The organism is Collinsella sp. An7 (assembly GCF_002159335.1).
GTDB lineage: Bacteria > Actinomycetota > Coriobacteriia > Coriobacteriales > Coriobacteriaceae > Coprousia.
Genome location: NZ_NFHP01000001.1, coordinates 189,967 through 206,492 on the forward strand (window position 1 = coordinate 189,967; position 16,526 = coordinate 206,492).

Here is a 16,526-nt window from a genome sequence, read left to right on the forward strand (position 1 = left end):
CGTGTCGAGCGACTTCGGGGACGACTCCGGGGAGGCGATGCTCCGCTGGGCGGTGCGCGTCGGCGAGCGCGGCGGCGCCCGCGCCCTCATCGAGGCGGCGGGGAGGCTCGGGGGATCGGCGGCGGAGGTGCGCGAGCGCCCCCACGGCACCTCGGCCGGGCCCGGGATGCGGGAGTGGGCGAGGCTCGACCTCGCCACGGTGGCCGACGACCCCGCGGAGCTCGAGCCGGCGCTCGTCTCAAGGCTCCGCGAGGCGGGCGTCGAGAGCATCGCCGTCGACCTCGACGGCTCCCGCGCCCTTCTCTTCAAGGTGTCCGACGCGGACCGCGTCGCGGCGGCGCTCGACGAGGCCTCCTCCGTCGCCGAGGAGGCCTCTCTGGGCGGCGACGAGCGTCCGCTCGACCTGCGCGCCGAGAAGGCGCGCGAGGCCTCCCGCGCGCTCGAGGCGGGCGCCGGGAGGGCGGCGGAGAGGGTGGCCGCGGAACCGACGCGGCTCACGGCGCGGCCCGGGCGAGCGGCCCGGTGAGCGCGCCTGCCGTGCGGGGAATCGCGTCCGCGGCGTTGCTGTCCGCCGCGGCGTTCCTCGCCGGCGACCTCTTCGCCTCGTGCGCCGCCACCATGGGAGGGGACCCTGTCTCCGCCCTCTCCCAGGCGGCGCGCGCCCTCCCGGCGTTCGCCTTGTCGCGCGCCCTGGCCCCCGACCTCTCTCCGCTCCCCCTCTCCGTCGGCGTCACCTGCGCCTGCGGCGTGTGGGCGGCGTGGGCCTGGAGGGCGGCGCGGGCCGGGAACTACCGGAGGGGCGAGGAGCACGGAAGCTCGCGGTGGGCGACGGCAGGGGAGATCTCCCGGTTCGCCGACCAGTCAGACCCCAGGCAGAACATCATCCTGACGAGGAGGTGCTCGCTCGCGATGAGCAGGCAGGACCACGACAGGCGCTTCGAGCGCACCCGCAACGTCCTCGTCATCGGGGGCCCGGGGTCGGGCAAGTCCCGCGGCTTCGTCGAGCCCAACCTCATGCAGATGAACGCGTCCTACTTCGTCACCGACCCGAAGGGGACGGTCGCGGTGCACGTGAGGGGGCTGCTCGAGGACGGCGGCTACGAGGTCCGCGTCTTCGACACCATCGACCCCTCCCGCAGCGACCGCTACAACCCGATCTCGTACCTCAGGAGCGAGTCGGACATCATCCGGTTCGCCGACTGCCTCGTGCTCAACACCACCGACCCCAAGGCCCGCTCCAACGACCCGTTCTGGGAGGCAGCGGAGAAGCTGCTCTACACGGCGCTCGTGGCGTACCTCGTGTACCACTGCCCCGAGAGGGACCGGACGATCCCCGGGATGCTGACGCTGCTCGGGCTCGCGGAGGCGCGGGACGACGACGAGTCGTTCAGAAGCCCGCTCGACCTGCTCTTCGACGAGATAGAGACGGGGATGCGGTGCATCAGCGCCCCGACGGCGCCGGGAGGCGACCCGCGCGCCTACGACGAGGGGGGAGGGGTCCGGTGGGTGAGGGTCTCGGACCCTCGCTCCCCCGAGGAGGACTTCGCGCTCGGCAGGTACCGGGCCTTCCGAACGGCGGCGGGCAAGACCCTCAAGTCGATCATCGTCTCGTGCAACGCGCGCCTCGCGCCCCTGGCGGTCGAGGAGGCGAGGCGCCTCCTCTCGGCCGACGACCTCTCCATCGACAGGATGGGGGAAAGGGGGGAGCGCCGCGCCCTGTTCGCGGTCATGTCGGACACCAACCGCACCTACTCGTTCCTGCACGCGGTGCTCATGTGGCAGGCCCTCGACCTGCTCTGCGACCGCGCCCTGTCGGAGCACGGCGGGAGCCTGCCGACCCCGGTGAGCTTCATCCTCGACGAGTTCGCCAACATCGGCCGCATGCCCGACGTGGAGAAGTCCATGGCCGTCGTCCGCAGCCGCAACATCTCGATCTCGCCCGTTCTGCAGTCCGTCGCGCAGCTCAAGGGTGCGTACGGGGACGACGCCCAGACGATCGTCGACTGCTGCGACACGGTTCTGTTCCTCGGGGGGAAGTCGACCGAGACGAACAAGGAGATCGCCGAGTCGGTCGGCAAGGAGACGGTGACCGCCGTGTCGGAGAGCGACACGCGCGGCGCGTCGCCGGGGTGGAGCTCGAGCAGGCAGGCGTCGGAGCGCGACCTCATCCAGGCAGCCGAGGTGGGCAGGCTCGACCGCCGCAAGGCGATCGTGCTCATCGCGGGCGCCGACCCGTTCCTCGACGAGAAGTACGACAAGACCATGCACCCAAGCTACCGGCGCATGGTGGAGCTCGGCCGCGAGGCCGAGTGACGGGGCGCGGCCGCCGCGCCCGAGGCGCCTGGGCCCGGCGGGATCCGACCCCCTCCGGGCTGCGGCCGCGCGTTCGCTAAGGAGCGCCGGGGCGCTCGACCGGATTCTATCACGCGGGGCCCCGGACCCCGCGGGAGGGGAGGAGCCGGATGCTCCAAGAAATCATCGGACTCGTTTCCGGGTGCGTCACCTTCCTCGGGGGCTTCCTGGTCGTGTGGGGCGCGGTGTCGCTCGGGCTCGCGATACGGGAGCAGCAGGGAGGCTCCCAGATTGCGAGCGCCATATCCACCATCGCGGGCGGCGCGATCATCATCGCGGCGGCGGTCTACTTCGGGATGCTCGACACGAGCTGGCTCCCCGCGTGAGGCGCCCCGGTGCTGAGCGTCGCGGTCCACAAGGACATCTCCGAATACCAGGAAAAGATCGTCGGGAAGCTGAGCGCGAGGACGCTGGCGTGCGTCGCGCTCGGCCTCGGCGCGTCGGTCGCCGTCGCGGCGGCGCTGAACCTCGCCGCGGGCGTCGCCCCCTCCGACGCGTCGCTCCCCGTGGTCGCCTGCTCCGTGCCGTTCTGGCTCATGGGGTTCTGGCGGCCGTGCGGCATGGCCCCCGAGCGCTTCGTGCCGCTCTGGGCGAGGTGGGCCCTTGCTGAGGGGCCGGTGACCTACCGCCCTCCGAGCATCCCAGGGGGATTTAGCCCGGTCCCGGAGGACAGGGCGTACAGGAAGAGGATGAAGAGGAAGGGGGCGGAGGCCCGTGGCTATGAGAAGGCCCCGAGGGGCTCACGCGGCGCGCGACGCCGGTAGGGGCTCCGCGAAGGGGTCCATGGAGCGGCGCCTGAGGCGCCGCGAGAGGGAGCTCGCGGAGAGCTCCGAGGAGCGGCGCCGCATCCGGGCCGCCGCGCGCGACACCCGCACGGCGATCGGGTACGAGGCGATGTTCCCCGACGGGCTGTGCGAGGTGGAACCGGGGATCTTCTCGATGAGCCTCGTCCTCTCGGACGTCGGCTACCAGTCGGCGCGCGAGGAGACGCAGCGTGCGATGTTCTCGGCCTACTGCCAGCTCTGGGACTACTTCGGCGCCGGCTCGTCGGTCGAGCTCACGATTGCCAACGTCCCCCTGCCGGCGGACGAGGTGGGCAGCCGCGAGTTCTTCCGCGACCCCGGGGGAGCGGCGTCGCCGCTCGTCCGGGAGTACAACCGCATCCTCAACGACAAGATGCGCGAGGGCGTCTCGAACCTCGTCCGGACCAGGACCCTCACCTTCAGCGCCCCCGCGGCCTCGGCCGCCGAGGCCGCGCCCAAGCTCGCGCGCATGCGGGGCGACGCGCAGCAGACGCTCGCCCGGATACGCTGCGAGGCGCGGCAGATGGACGGGGCCGAGCGGCTCGCCGCGGTGTCCTCCCTGCTTCGCCCCGGGCGGCGCGTCCCCTTCGAGTGGGGGATGGTCGCCCCTCAGACGGGGCTCTGCACGAAGGACGTCATCGCCCCCGCCTCGATCGACCTCAAGCCCTCGGGCTCCGCCTCGTGCATGCTCATCGACGGGGTCTGGGCCCAGGCCCTTCTCATGCGGAGGTTCGGGAGCGAGCTCACCGACCGCTGCATAGCGGACGTGGTGGACCTGCCGGTCCCGCTCGCCCTCTCCATCCACGCGGCGCCCATCGACAAGGCGCGCGCGGTCGCCTACGTGAAGCAGCGCATCGCGTGGATGGACAAGGAGATCATCGACGAGCAGATGCGCGCGGTGAAGAAGGGCTACGACTACGAGATCCTGCCCTCGGAGCTGAAGTACAGCAAGGACGAGGCGGCCGACCTCCTCGACCACCTCCAGAACAAGAACCAGAGGCTCTACCGGTACACGGGGGTCGTCGTCGTGTACGCGCGCACGCGGGAGGAGCTCGAGGACCGGGCCGTCCAGGTCGCCTCGACGGCCCGGCGCAACTCCATCGACCTCGAGCCCCTGTCGTACCGACAGCTCCAGGGCCTCAACACCGCGCTCCCCCTCGGCAACGACCACGTTGGGCCCACGAGGATGCTGACGACGGCTCAGGTCGCGGTCCAGATCCCGTTCGCCACCCAGGAGCTCTTCGACGAGGGCGGCGGGTACTACGGGCAGAACAAGCACTCCGGCAACCTCGTGCTCTGCGACCGCAAGAGGCTCGCGAGCCCCATGGGCTACGTCGCAGGCAAGCCCGGCAGCGGCAAGTCGTTCTCGGTGAAGCGCGAGATCGAGAACACGGTGCTCGCCCATCCCGAGGACCAGGTGCTCGTCTTCGACCCCGCGGGCGAGTACTCGCTGCTGGTTGAGGCGAACGGCGGGCGCGTGGTCCGCCTCGCCCCCGGCTCGCGCTCCCGCATCAACCCGTTCGACATGTCGGACGTGGGCCACCTCGCGCCCGCCGCGCGCATGGCGTCGAAGATAGACGCCGTGACCGCCATGGCGTCCGCGACGATGGCGGAGGGCGCGGAGGGGCTGACCGAGGCGGACAGGTCGATCATCGCGCGCTGCGTCGAGGCGTCCTACGCCCGCGCCCGCGGCGCCACGCCCACGCTCGGGGACTTCCAGCGGGAGCTCGCGGCGCAGCCGGAGCCCGAGGCGCGGGACATGGCCCTGAGGTTCGAGCGCTACGTGACGGGCGCGATGTCGTTCCTGGACGGCCAGAGCGACGCCGACCTCTCGGCGCGCGTGACGAGCGTCGACCTGAGGGAGCTCGGCGGCAGCATGCGCACCTTCGGGATGCTGTGCGCGCTCGAGGCGGCAAGAAACCTCATGTACCGCAACTTCGAGCGCGGCGTGACCACGTGGCTCTACATAGACGAGGTCCAGTCCCTCTTCTCGAGCCCCGCCGTCATCGAGTACTTCTCCCGCTTCTGGGCGGAGGGGCGCAAGTTCAACCTCATCTGCACGGGCATGACCCAGAACTCCGTCTACATGCTCGAGCACGAGGAGGCGCGCAACCTCGTGCTCAACTCCGACTTCGTCCTGCTCCACAAGCAGTCGCCCGTCGACCGGAGGAAGTGGGCAGAGCTCCTGGACCTATCGGAGCAGGAGGAGGCCCTCATCGACGAGTCCGTGAAGCCTGGGGAGGGGCTGCTCATCGCCGGGGCGGTGCGCGTACCCATCAAGGACGACTTCCCCAGGGGCATGCTCTACGACCTGTTCAACACGAAGCCCGCCGAGGTCGCCGAGAGGAAGCGGGCCGCGCTGACGGGGGGCCGATGAGCGCGGCGGGCGGCGCCCGGCGGCGGGTGGAGGCCTCCGACGTCGCGCGGGCGGGACGGACCGACGCGAACCGCGCGGGCATCGTCCGGGGGTCCGCCGACCGTGCGGGCCGGGCTCGGCCCCGGCCGCGCCCCCGTCGCCGGGGCCCGCGGCGGGGCCGGCGGGGCGACGGGGGCGCGCAGGCGCGCACCGACCTCCGCCGCCGGGTGAAGCTCTCCGCCCTCTCCTCCGCGGGCGCCGTCTCGGCTGCATCTCCCGCGTACGCGACCGACGAGCGGGAGACGGACCGGGCCGCGAGGGACCGCGCCCTCTCCGCCGCGGACCGAGCGTACCGCTCAAGGTCCCGCCGACCGCGCGCCACGGCGCGCGCGGCCCGGCCCGGCGGCCCCCGCAGGGGCGCGCCGTCGGCGGCAGGGGGTCGTCGGGGGGCCGGCGCCTTCACGCGCGCCCCCGCCAGGGGGCAGCGGAAGGCCGCCGCGGCGCTCAAGGCGAAGGCCGCCGCGGCCGAAGGGGGCGCCGTCCGCGCGGCCGGGTCCGGAGCGGCGAAGGGAGCCGGGGCGAAGCTCGTCGCGGCCCTCGCCCCGGCCGCGGCCCCCGTCGCCTGGGCGGCGGGGACGGTCCTCGCGTTCGTCCTCGTCGTGCTCGCCGTCTCGCAACTCGTCTCGGCCATCTTCGGGTTCTGGACGAACGAGGACTCCAAAAGGTCCCTCGAGGGCCTGCCGCCCTACATCACCTACGAGATGGTGGAGGCCGCGCTCGAGTGCCAGGAGGAGTACGGGCACCCCGCCGGGTGCACCATCGCTCAGATCATCTGCGAGTCGGGCGTCGGGGACCACCTCTCCGGCCTCGCCGAGCAGGACAACAACCTGTTCGGCATCAAGTGGTCGGTCTCGTTCGCCGGCTGCCCCGAGGTCAAGGGCAGCTCCGAGTGGGGGACGACCGAGGAGGTCTCCGGCGAGAGCGTCCAGACGACGGCGCGGTTCACGAGGTTCAGGAGCCATCGCGACTGCATCGTGTTCCGCTCGCGCGTGCTCCTGCAGAACGAGCGGTACGCGGGGAACGCGATCATCCGGGAGGCCATCGCGGAGAGGGACTCCGACCTCATGGCCGAGGGGCTGAAGGACGCCGGGTACGCCACCGACTCGGCGTACGTCGAGAAGCTCAAGGCGGCCATGGACCAGTGGGGCCTGCGCGCGCTTGACGGGATGACCGTGGTTGACCTCGAGGACGGCGGCCTCGGGGCGGGGTCGATCGTCGCGGCGGCGCGCACGCAGCTCGGGGTCCCCTACGTGTGGGGAGGGACGACCCCGGGAGTCGGCCTGGACTGCTCGGGGCTCACGCAGTGGTGCTACGCGCAGGCGGGCATCTCGATACCCCGCACGGCAAACGCGCAGATGGCGGGCGGGGAGGTTGTGCCCCTCTCGTCCGCCGTCCCGGGCGACATCCTGTGGCGCCCCGGTCACGTGGCCATCTACACGGGAGGGGACTCCTACATCCACGCGCCCAAGCCGGGAGACGTGGTCCGCGAGGCGACCGGTATCAGCTACTTCACCTGCGCCGTCAGGTACCGATGAGAGAGGAGAGGAACATGAGAAGGGGGAACAGGGTCGTCGCGGCCATCGCCGTCGGCGCGCTCGCGATCGCCCTTGGATCCGGTGTCGCGCGCTGCGCGTTCCGAGGGGAGGAGCCCGCCCACGAGGTGGCGGGGGAGGAGTCGACGGACCCCGGCGAGGAGGGCGCCGAGTCGGAGGGCGCGGGGCCCCTCGCGGGGACGAGCTGGTCCTCAGGGTCGGGCGAGGCGTCCTTGACCTTCGGGGAGTCGTCCGTGCGAATCGAATCCCCCTCCGGGACGTCCGACGTGCCCTACGAGGTCCTCGGCGAGTACGAGGCGCAAAACGCCACGGTTCTCTCCGCAAGGGTGTTCCTCGGGGGAGCCTGGGCCGACGCCTCCTTCATCCTCGAGGGGGAGGAGGGCTCCCGCAGGCTCGACTGCGACGCCCTGGACGGATCCCCCTTCACGGAGGACCCCGCGCAAGGGTTCGCGCTCTCCGAGCTCGACCCCGGGTTCGTCGAGCTCGTGGGCGGAGACCGGAGCGCCCTCGAGGCCGCGGTGGCGGAATGGGCGCGCGGGAACGCGCCGGGCGCAACCGGGGCGTCGTTCGACAGAGAGGCGTACATCGACTACGCGAGCGGACAGGTCACGGCGACCTTCACCTGCAGCGACCCCGCGGCGACCGAGGTGACGGTCTCCTACGACGGGTCGGCCTTCTCCGTGTGGGGTATCGGGTGAGGGCGCCGGCTGCCCGTGCCCGCCGGAGGGGCGCCCTGGCGGCCGGGGTCCTCGCGCTCGCCCTCTGCCTCCTCCTGCCGAGGCCCGCCTACGCGGACATCGCGGGCGACATCAACTCGTGGCTCTGCGGCCTCCTGCGCGACCTGTGCAACTGGATCTTCTCCGCGCAGGTGGACGTGCTGTCGGGGATCGGCTACGACGGGGTGCTCTCGAGCGCCTTCGACTCCATGCTGGGCACGGCGGGCGACGTCACCATGTACGACGTCGCGCGGGGCGTCTGGGAGGCGGCGATACTCCCCATAGGGTGCGGCGTGCTGTCGCTGTCGTTCACGGTGCAGCTCATACACATCTCCCAGCGCATGGAGGGCGACGCCCGCGTCCCGGGCGTGCGCGAGGTGGTGTTCCTGCTCGTGTTCTTCGCGGTGTTCCTGTTCCTCGTGCGCAACAGCTTCGACCTCATGGGCTCGGTCTACGAGGTGGTCAGGCTCGCGATCCGCCGCGTCACGGACCTGTTCGGCGCGGGCGGCTCGCTCGACCTCTCCGAGGTGAGCATCGTGACCACGGAGGACGACGTCGCGTCGCTCCTCGCCATGGTGGTCGTCGCGCTCGTGAGCTGGGTCGTCGTCATCGCCGCCTACGTCGTCGCGCTCGTGGTGTCGTGGGCGCGCGCCCTGCAGATCTACGTCATGGCAGCCGCGGCGCCGATACCGCTCTCGGTGATGGCCCTCGAGGAGGGTCGCCAGGTGGGCGTCGGGTACCTGCGCAACTTCGCCGCGGTGTGCCTGGCGGGCCTCATCATCCTGGTCGTCCTGGTGTCGTTCCCCATCGTGCTCGGCGGCCTCAACGCCGCCTTCGCCGGGACCGGCACGCCCGTCGACTCGGTGGTGGGCGGCCTCTCCTACGCCCTCCAGTACCTCGCCATGTGCGTGCTGCTCATCCTCGCGCTCGTGAAGAGCGGGGCCTGGGCCCGCGACATCGTGGGCGGGTGACGGGCGTGGGCGCGCTTAGCCGAGGCCCGCCGCGAGGCCCGCAGAAAGGAAATCCGAATCCGACCGCTAAGGAGATGCACACATGGAGGAATCCACCGGGACGGCCTCGAGAAAGACCGTCTACCTCTCCCTCCACGAGAACTTCGTGAGGGAGAACATCGCGTACACCGACCGGGCGACCGGTGAGGAGCGGACCTTCAACCAGGTCAGGCTCCCCGCCGGCACGATCGTCGACGGGGTCGACGTAGGGGGCTACGAGTTCAGCCCGCTCTTCGTCAACCCGTCGAAGTACCGGGGGGAGCACTGGAGGGACATCCCCCTCATCGCGGACCGCGAGCTCTGGCTCAGAAAGTCGGTGCTCGACGAGGAGGGCAACCCCGTCCTCGGCGCGGACGGCAGGCCCGAACGGGACCTCGTAAAGGTCATGCCCGAGCAGGTGAAGGACGCCCTCATCGCCGCAAGGCGCGCGTACGTCGAGCGGATGAGGGAGGCCGACGGGCTGGGCGGCCGTGCCGAGGCCGCGCGCGCCGCCGCCGGCGCCGCCAGGACGGCCCCGCCCGCGCGCGGAACCCAGACGAGATAGGGGGCGAAATGGTTGAGAAGGAAATCGGCGTCCCGGATCGGGCTGTACGAGCGGCGCTTGTGGCGGCGCTCGCCCTCGCGATGCTGGCGCAGGCGCTCGTCTCGCCGCTCCGAGCGCAGGCGGCGGAGCAGGTGCCCGCGGTCTCCCAGGTCAGCTGGGAGGAGGCGAAGCCGAAGATCGAGTCGTACCTGGGCACGCCCTACGTGTGGGGCGGCAAGGACGACTCGGGGTGGGACTGCTCGGGGTTCGTCGGCTGGGTGATGGTCCACGTCTACGGGACCGAGTGGCCCGGCGGCTCGCCCGGCTACTGCGGCGTCTCGGCGATCAAGTCGTACGTCGAGGACTCGTGGGTCTTCCACGGCGACTCGGCCGAGGGCTACAACGCGGCGTTCGACGCCGGCACGGTGCGCCCCGGCGACATCATCGTGTTCTACAACGCCTCCGGCTCGACCGTCCACTCGGCGATCGCGGGGGAGGACCAGACGATCTACCACGCTTGGAGCGAGTACTACGGCACCTGCCAGAAGCGCTTCGACGAGGTGTGGGGCGTGAACGGCGGCCACGGCAAGGTCTACGCGAGCTTCGACGTGTACCGCGGGCTCGAGGACGCGGGGCGGATCCGGCTCCAGAAGTCCTCCGCGCTGCCCGCCGCCACGGAAGGCAACCCGAGCTACAGCCTCGCCGGCGCGGAGTACGCGGTCTACGACGACGCCGGCTCGCAGGTGGCCACGCTCGTCACCGACGAGGCGGGCGCGGCCGGCCCCACGGGCGACCTGCCCAGCGGCACCTACACGGTGAGGGAGACCAAGGCGCCCGAGGGCTTCTCGCTCGACCCGGGCACCTACACGGTCGAGCTCGGGAGCGGCACGTGGGACGAGAGCCGCGAGGTCCTCGTGACCCCCGACCCCGAGGCGCCGCTCATGGCAGCCTCCGTCGAGGTGCGCAAGCACGACTCCGAGACCGGGGAGGGCTCGCCCCAGGGCGGCGCCTCGCTCGCCGGCGCGGAGCTCCTCGTCGAGCACTACGCCGTGGACCCCGGCGCGGTGGACGGCCCGGGGGACCTCGAGGGGCTGAAACCCGACATGAGCGCCGTGGCGGTCACCGGCGAGGACGGCCGCGCTGAGGTCTCCTCCATGGCGGCGGCCGACGGGACCGAGGTGCCGGGCGTGCCGCTCGGCGTCCTGCTCGTGACGGAGCGGAAGGCCCCGGAGGGCTACCTCGCCTCCGGCGAGGAGTTCCTGCTCAAGGTGTCGTCCGAGGATAACGCGACCGTGGAGGTCTCCAACGAGGCCGACTTCGCCGAGGACGTCGCCCGCGGCGGGGTGCGGATTGAGAAGAACGACCTCGAGACCGGCGAGAACGCGCCCCAGGGCGGGGCGTCGGTGGACGGCGCGGTCTTCGAGGTCGTGAACGCGTCCGCGAACCCCGTGCTCGTGGGCGGGGAGGAGGTCGCGCCCGGGGAGGTAGCGCTCACGCTCGAGACCGAGGGCGGGGCCGCGGAGTCCGAGCCCGACGCCCTGCCCTACGGCGACTACCTCGTGCGCGAGGTCGAGGCGCCCGAGGGCTACCTCGGCACCGACGCCGAGCTCCCGTTCTCCATCGAGAAGGACGGCGAGGTCGTCGAGCTCACCGGGGAGCGCGCGGTGGCCAACCAGGTCAAGCGCGGCGACCTCGAGCTCGTGAAGGTCTCCGACGGCGACCTCTCCCGCATGGCGGGCGTGCCGTTCCGCATCACCAGCGCGACCACCGGGGAGTCCCACGTCGTCGTGACCGACGCCAACGGGTACGCCAGCACGGCGGCCTCGTGGAACCCGCACACCGCGTCGACCAACGCCAACGACCAGGCGGCCGACGGCTCCTGGGACGCCTCGGCCGGCGTGTGGTTCGGGACGTCGGAGCCCGACGACTCCAAGGGGGCGCTGCCCTACGACACCTACGAGCTTACCGAGCTCCCCTGCTCGGCGAACGAGGGCAAGGAGCTCCTCGGCCCCATCGAGGTGAGGGTCTACCGCGACGCCGTCACCGTGGGCCTGGGCACGCTCACGAACGACGACCTGCCCCGCACCGTGGTCTCGAAGAAGTCGGTGACGGGCGAGGACGAGCTGCCCGGCGCGACGCTGCGCGTGTACGACTCGGACGGCGAGCTCGTGGAGGAGTGGGTCTCCGGCGAGGAGCCCCACGAGCTCACGCTGCTCCCGGGCACCTACACGCTCCACGAGGAGGCGGCGCCCGAGGGCTACCTCGTCGCCTCCGACGTGAGATTCGAGGTCGCCGAGGGCGTCCCCGTGACGCAGGTCGAGATGGTCGACGAGCCCACCAGGGTGGAGGCCGGGAAGGTCGACGCGGCCACGGGCGAGCCGCTCGCGGGCGCGACCATGCAGGTCGTGGACGCCGAGGGGGAGGTCGTCGAGGAGTGGGTCTCCGACGGCGAGCCCCACCTCATCGAGGCGCTCGCCCCGGGCGACTACCTCCTCCGCGAGACCGAGGCTCCCGAGGGGTACGCGCTCGCCGAGGACGTCCCCTTCACCGTGGAGGGGACGGCCGACGCCCAGGCCGTGACCATGGCCGACGAGACCCTGCCGGGGACCGCCCCGGGGACGTCGCCCGGCGGCCTGCCCCAGACGGGCGACTGGTCCTGGGCCGTGCCCGCCGCGTGCGCCGCCGGGGCCGCCGCCTGCGTCGGCGGCGCCATCGCGCTCGGCTCCCGCCGCCGCGCCAAGGCGGCCCCGGCCGCTCCCGGATTCCGGCTCGGCGCCAAGGCCAGCGCGAAGGGAGGCAAGCGATGGAGACCGTGATCGCCTGCGCCGTCACCGCGGTCGTCTCCTCGACGGTCACGCTCGTCGCCTACGCATGCTGCGTGGCGGCGGGCAACGCGGACCGGAGGGAGGAGGGAGGCGAGTAGGCTGCGGCCATGACAGCTTGTCATGGCAGGGAGCCCCGTCGAGGCGAAGCTGCCTCGGTGGGGCCCCCTTTATGTCACGGCGGACCGGTGTCCGTGGGGGGGGGTTGTCGGTTGGGTCCCTGCCCGGCTGCTCCGGGGGGCTGCGGAGTCGGTGGCGCGCCGAAACTCAGGAACGGGGCGCCGTACTGGAGCGTACAGTGGATCTTGCCAAAGCTCTCGCTGCGACCACAGCCTTCCAAAAGTTAGTTAACTCTATCTTTTCTTGACCAAACGGGACATACCTGACCAAATGGGCTAGAGGGTAGCCGAGAAGCGCATCATACTCGCAGAGAGTAAACCTACTCTAACAAAGGAGCGAGCCATGTCAGAAACCCATTCTGCCTCCCGCGGCCTCAAAGGCCGCGACCTCATCACCGTCGGCATCTTCACCGCGCTCTACTTCGTCATCAACTTCCTTTTCATGCTGCTCAGCGGCCTGCACCCCTATCTATGGGTGTTCATGCCCGCCATCGACGCCCTGTTCGCCGGCATCCCGTTCATGCTCGCCTGCGCGAAGGTGCCGAAGTTCGGGACCGTCCTCATCATCGGAATGGTTCCCTCGCTCATCTACTTCATCACCGGGATGTTCACGCCCCTCATTCTCGGCCTCATGCTCGCTTCGTGCGTCGTCGCCGAGATCATCCGTGCCGCGACGCGCTATGAGAGCTTCGCGGGCAACGCCGTCGCCTACGCCGTGTTCGGTTTCGGCATGTGCGGAAGCCCGCTGCCCCTGTGGGCCTTCCACGACTCGTTCGTCGCGCAGATCGCCGGGCAGGGCATGGGGGCCGATTACCTCACGACGCTCGAGACGGCGGCAAACCCGGGCATGCTCGTTGCCATGTTCGCAGCGACTTTCGTCGCGGGGCTCATCGGCGCCTACATCGCCCGCGGGATGTTCAAGAAGCACTTCGTGAAAGCTGGCCTGGCGTAATGCGGACGTCCGAAACTGATGCCCGTCGCATCCTTGGTGTTCGCAAGGGGAAGGGTCTCATAGATCCAGACCCGCGCACGCTCATGGGGGTGCTCGTCGCCGTGTCGGTAACGGCCTTCATGGGCAAATCCATCGAATCCGAGCTCCTGCTCGTCCTCACGGCCTCCGTCCTGCAGGCGCTCTGCGGCCATGTTCGCATGGCGGTCGGCTTCGCGGTCCTGTATGCCGCGCTGTGGGCGGTGCTCAACGTCGTGCTTCCCGGCGTCGGCGGGGTGGCGGCGACGATGTTCACCATCAGCCTCACGTTCGCGCGCAAGATCTACCTCTGCCTCATGGTGGGCACCCTGCTCGTGAGGGACAACACCGTCCACCGCATCGCCTCGGCCCTCGCGAAGCTGCGCGTGCCCCAGACGGTCCTCATCCCCCTGACCGTCACGATGCGCTACTTCCCAACGCTTAAGGAGGAGGCGGCTCACATCCGGGACGCCATGGCGCTCCGCGACATCCCGGCGGCAAGTCGCCTCGAATGCTTCGCGGTGCCCCTCGTCATGTCAGCGACCTCCACGGCCGAGGAGCTCTCTCGCGCCGCGACGTGCCGGGGGATTGAAAACCCGACCCCGTCCACGGACACGGAGAGGCTTTCCATGCGCGCGTCGGACTGGGCGATCCTCTCGGCGGCAGCGGCGGCGGTGGCCGCGGTTGCCTTGTGGGGAGGTGCTGTCTGATGGAGAGGGTTTCGCATGCGCCCCGAAGACCGCTCGGCGAGCCCGTCGTGAGGCTCGAGAACGTCTCCTGCGAGGCAGCAGGGGGCAGGAAGATTCTGGACGGAATCGACCTCGAGGTCCGAAGGGGCGAATGTCTGATGCTCGTCGGACGCTCGGGATCGGGCAAGACGACCATCACGAAATGCATCAACGGCCTGATCCCGTCGTTCGAGCCGGGCATCGAGATGACCGGCTCGGTCTCCGTCTGCGGGCTCGATCCCGGTCGCTGCGAGATGTACGAGCTCGCCGAACGCGTCGGGAGCGTGTTCCAGAACCCGAAGAGCCAGTTCTTCAACCTCACGTCCAACGACGAGCTCGCTTTCGGGCTCGAGTCGCGCGGGATTCCCGTATCGGAGATCGAGGCACGGATAAGAACCACCGTGGAAGCCCTGGACGCCCGCAGGCTGCTGGGGCGCAACGTCACCGAGATGAGCGGCGGAGAGCGCCAGAGCCTCGTCTTCGCCTCCGTCGACGTGGCGAGGCCCGACGTGTACGTGCTCGACGAGCCCACCGCGAACCTCGACACGACCGCCGTGCAGAGGCTGCATGACGAGGCGCGCTCCGTCATCGCGGAGGGCGGGACTGTCATCATCGCCGAGCACCGGCTTTATTTCGCCTCGGACCTCATCGACCGCGCCATTCTCGTCGAGAAAGGCCGCATAGTCCGCGAGTTCTCGCCGGAAGAGCTCCTCGGGCTCTCCTCGGAGGAGCGGGAGGGGATGGGGCTCCGCGCCGTCGGCGCGGGTGACGCTCTCGACGTGTGCGTGCCGCGCGCGGCGATGGACAACCGGACGGAGGCTGGCCTCGCGCTGGACGACTACACCGTGGTTCGGGGGGACGGGGCGGTGTTCGCTCCGCTGAGCGTGACGGTTCCTGCCGGCGGTGTGCTGGGCGTCCTGGGCGAGAACGGCACGGGGAAGAGCACGCTGCTCCGGGGGATCGCCGGCCTCGAGCGCAAGGACGCGGGCCGCGTCCTCGTCGGAGGGAAGCAGGTCGCGCGCCGCGCTCGGAGGCGTCTCGTCTCGCTCGTGATGCAGGACGTCAACAACCAGCTCTTCAGCGACAGCGTCTGGAACGAGTGCATGCTCTCGCTGGGCGGCAGAGAGGAGGGGGAAGCCAAGGAGAGGGCAGAGGCGACGCTTGCCTCGCTTGACCTTCTCGGTGCGCGGGACGTGCACCCCATGGCCCTGTCCGGTGGGCAGAAGCAGCGCCTCGCCGTGGCGTGCGCGCTCCTTTCTGGGAGAAGGCTGATCCTTCTGGACGAGCCCACGAGCGGGCTTGACCTCGACCACATGAAGCAGGTGGCGAGCCTGGTGCGCGACCTGTCGGCTAAGGGGGCGACCGTAGTCCTCGTCACCCACGACCGAGAATTCCTGAACCGCTGCTGCGACAGCGCGCTGGAGCTCACGCGCGCCGGGTAGGATGGTGTGAGGAGGTGGATCGTGGACATTCCGTCGGACATTTTTTCTAGCAGGGGGCTGCTGCCTGCGAGGGTGCTCGGGGATGCGCCGGAGCGCGCCATCGAGGGCGAGGTTCGGATCGACATCAATGGGGACTCGGGCCTGCTCGAGATCGAGACCGAGTCGGGTGCCGGCTCGATGTCGCTCGTCGAGCCGCTTCCCGGGATAATGATCTCGTTCAACGACTTCCATATGGAGCGCTGCGTCTCAGGGTTCTCCACCTCGGCAGAGGTCCTTTGCGTCGACTGGTGCGAGGAGGGGCGCCTCGAGCAGCCCATGGCGGGCGGGTCGTGCGCCTACGTCGCAGCCGGGGACATCAAGGTCGACGACAGGTCGAACCATTCCGGGGAGTTCCTGCTTCCCACGGGAAGATACCGAGGCGTCACGGTCACCTACGAGGTCGAGCGCGCCCAGAGGTCGATCCTCCGGGCGTTCGAGGGGTTTCCCGTCGACCTGCGCAGGCTTCGTCGCAGATACTGCCTCGACGGGACCCCGTTCCTGCTCCACCGCTGCGAAGGAGCCGCGCACATATTCTCGGAGCTCAGCGTGACCCCGGAAAGAATCCGGAAGAGCTACTGCCAGATCAAGGCGCTCGAGCTCCTGCTGCTGCTCCACGTGCTCGACCCGCTCCCGGCAAACGGCATGGCGTACTTCCCGAAATCGCAGGTTGCTCGGGTCAAGCAAGTGAGGGACAGCATCGCGCGCGACCTATCCTCGACGGTGACCGTCGAGGAGGCGGCAAGCCTCGCGCACATGCCGCTCACGACGTTCAAGGCGTGCTTCAAGGGTGTGTACGGGTCCTCCCCCGCCGCGTACTTTCGGCGCCTCAAGATGGATCTCGCGGCTCAACTCCTCAGGGAGTCCGAGATGAAGGTGGCAGACATCGGGGCCGCGGTAGGCTACGACAGCCCGTCCAAGTTCTCCGCCGCCTTCAAGTCAGCGTGGGGCGTCTCTCCCGCCGGCTATCGCCGCTCATTGCGGTAGGCGCCGCCGTTTCCGACCATCTGGGCGAGCGTCGCCCAGATGGAGCTGAACC

General features: G+C 70.5%; 14 protein-coding genes. All 14 read left to right on the top strand.

Annotated features, from left to right (window positions below; translation table 11 throughout):
• The first annotated feature begins 1 nt into the window (after position 1).
• On the top strand, positions 2–526 hold the full coding sequence (locus tag B5G20_RS10250; protein WP_087353986.1) for a hypothetical protein: 525 nt from the start codon (positions 2–4) through the stop codon (positions 524–526).
• Positions 527–909: 383 nt separating this feature from the next.
• On the top strand, positions 910–2,313 hold the full coding sequence (locus B5G20_RS00785; protein WP_204207606.1) for a type IV secretory system conjugative DNA transfer family protein: 1,404 nt from the start codon (positions 910–912) through the stop codon (positions 2,311–2,313).
• Positions 2,314–2,462: 149 nt separating this feature from the next.
• Positions 2,463–2,678 (top strand): hypothetical protein, encoded by a 216-nt coding sequence (locus B5G20_RS00790; protein WP_087353989.1) that lies wholly within the window; start codon positions 2,463–2,465, stop codon positions 2,676–2,678.
• A gap of 9 nt (positions 2,679–2,687) precedes the next feature.
• A complete protein-coding gene (locus B5G20_RS00795; RefSeq protein ID WP_087353992.1) occupies positions 2,688–3,116 on the top strand; it encodes a PrgI family protein in 429 nt (142 codons plus the stop codon).
• A 19-nt stretch (positions 3,117–3,135) separates the two neighbouring features.
• Positions 3,136–5,532, top strand: coding sequence for a DUF87 domain-containing protein (locus B5G20_RS00800; RefSeq protein ID WP_204207607.1), 2,397 nt, complete (start codon positions 3,136–3,138; stop codon positions 5,530–5,532).
• 206 nt (positions 5,533–5,738) lie between these two features.
• Complete coding sequence (locus B5G20_RS00805; RefSeq protein ID WP_204207608.1) at positions 5,739–7,106, top strand: glucosaminidase domain-containing protein; 1,368 nt, start codon at positions 5,739–5,741, stop codon at positions 7,104–7,106.
• A 14-nt stretch (positions 7,107–7,120) separates the two neighbouring features.
• Positions 7,121–7,822, top strand: coding sequence for a hypothetical protein (locus B5G20_RS00810; protein WP_087353999.1), 702 nt, complete (start codon positions 7,121–7,123; stop codon positions 7,820–7,822).
• Positions 7,807–8,811, top strand: a complete 1,005-nt coding sequence (locus tag B5G20_RS00815) for a conjugal transfer protein TrbL (RefSeq protein WP_239286808.1) — start codon at positions 7,807–7,809, stop codon at positions 8,809–8,811. The genes B5G20_RS00810 and B5G20_RS00815 overlap by 16 nt, the downstream gene beginning before the upstream one ends.
• Positions 8,812–8,893: 82 nt before the next feature.
• Positions 8,894–9,394 carry a DNA gyrase gene (locus tag B5G20_RS00820; RefSeq protein WP_087354002.1) on the top strand — a complete coding sequence of 167 codons (501 nt, stop codon included), beginning with the start codon at positions 8,894–8,896 and terminating at the stop codon, positions 9,392–9,394.
• An 8-nt stretch (positions 9,395–9,402) separates the two neighbouring features.
• The gene (locus tag B5G20_RS10255) at positions 9,403–12,189 is read left to right on the top strand and encodes a SpaA isopeptide-forming pilin-related protein (protein ID WP_087354004.1); all 2,787 of its coding nucleotides are present in this window, start codon (positions 9,403–9,405) and stop codon (positions 12,187–12,189) included.
• A gap of 468 nt (positions 12,190–12,657) precedes the next feature.
• Positions 12,658–13,266: an MptD family putative ECF transporter S component gene (locus B5G20_RS00830; protein ID WP_087354007.1), complete on the top strand. Its 609-nt coding sequence runs from the start codon at positions 12,658–12,660 to the stop codon at positions 13,264–13,266.
• Positions 13,267–13,349: 83 nt separating this feature from the next.
• Positions 13,350–13,991 (top strand): energy-coupling factor transporter transmembrane component T, encoded by a 642-nt coding sequence (locus B5G20_RS00835; RefSeq protein WP_239286809.1) that lies wholly within the window; start codon positions 13,350–13,352, stop codon positions 13,989–13,991.
• A complete protein-coding gene (locus tag B5G20_RS00840) occupies positions 13,991–15,451 on the top strand; it encodes an ABC transporter ATP-binding protein (RefSeq protein ID WP_087354014.1) in 1,461 nt (486 codons plus the stop codon). Before B5G20_RS00835 ends, B5G20_RS00840 begins: the two co-directional genes overlap by 1 nt.
• 21 nt (positions 15,452–15,472) lie before the next feature.
• Positions 15,473–16,474 carry an AraC family transcriptional regulator gene (locus tag B5G20_RS00845; protein ID WP_087354017.1) on the top strand — a complete coding sequence of 334 codons (1,002 nt, stop codon included), beginning with the start codon at positions 15,473–15,475 and terminating at the stop codon, positions 16,472–16,474.
• The last annotated feature ends 52 nt before the right edge of the window (positions 16,475–16,526 follow it).

Coding starts and splice junctions, on each gene's coding strand:
- B5G20_RS00840 (WP_087354014.1), top strand. CDS start 13,991: ATGGAGAGGGTTTCGCATGCGCCCCGAAGACCGCTCGGCGAGCCCGTC.
- B5G20_RS00785 (WP_204207606.1), top strand. CDS start 910: ATGAGCAGGCAGGACCACGACAGGCGCTTCGAGCGCACCCGCAACGTC.
- B5G20_RS00810 (WP_087353999.1), top strand. CDS start 7,121: ATGAGAAGGGGGAACAGGGTCGTCGCGGCCATCGCCGTCGGCGCGCTC.
- B5G20_RS00830 (WP_087354007.1), top strand. CDS start 12,658: ATGTCAGAAACCCATTCTGCCTCCCGCGGCCTCAAAGGCCGCGACCTC.
- B5G20_RS00820 (WP_087354002.1), top strand. CDS start 8,894: ATGGAGGAATCCACCGGGACGGCCTCGAGAAAGACCGTCTACCTCTCC.
- B5G20_RS00835 (WP_239286809.1), top strand. CDS start 13,350: ATGGGGGTGCTCGTCGCCGTGTCGGTAACGGCCTTCATGGGCAAATCC.
- B5G20_RS00790 (WP_087353989.1), top strand. CDS start 2,463: ATGCTCCAAGAAATCATCGGACTCGTTTCCGGGTGCGTCACCTTCCTC.
- B5G20_RS00800 (WP_204207607.1), top strand. CDS start 3,136: ATGGAGCGGCGCCTGAGGCGCCGCGAGAGGGAGCTCGCGGAGAGCTCC.
- B5G20_RS10255 (WP_087354004.1), top strand. CDS start 9,403: ATGGTTGAGAAGGAAATCGGCGTCCCGGATCGGGCTGTACGAGCGGCG.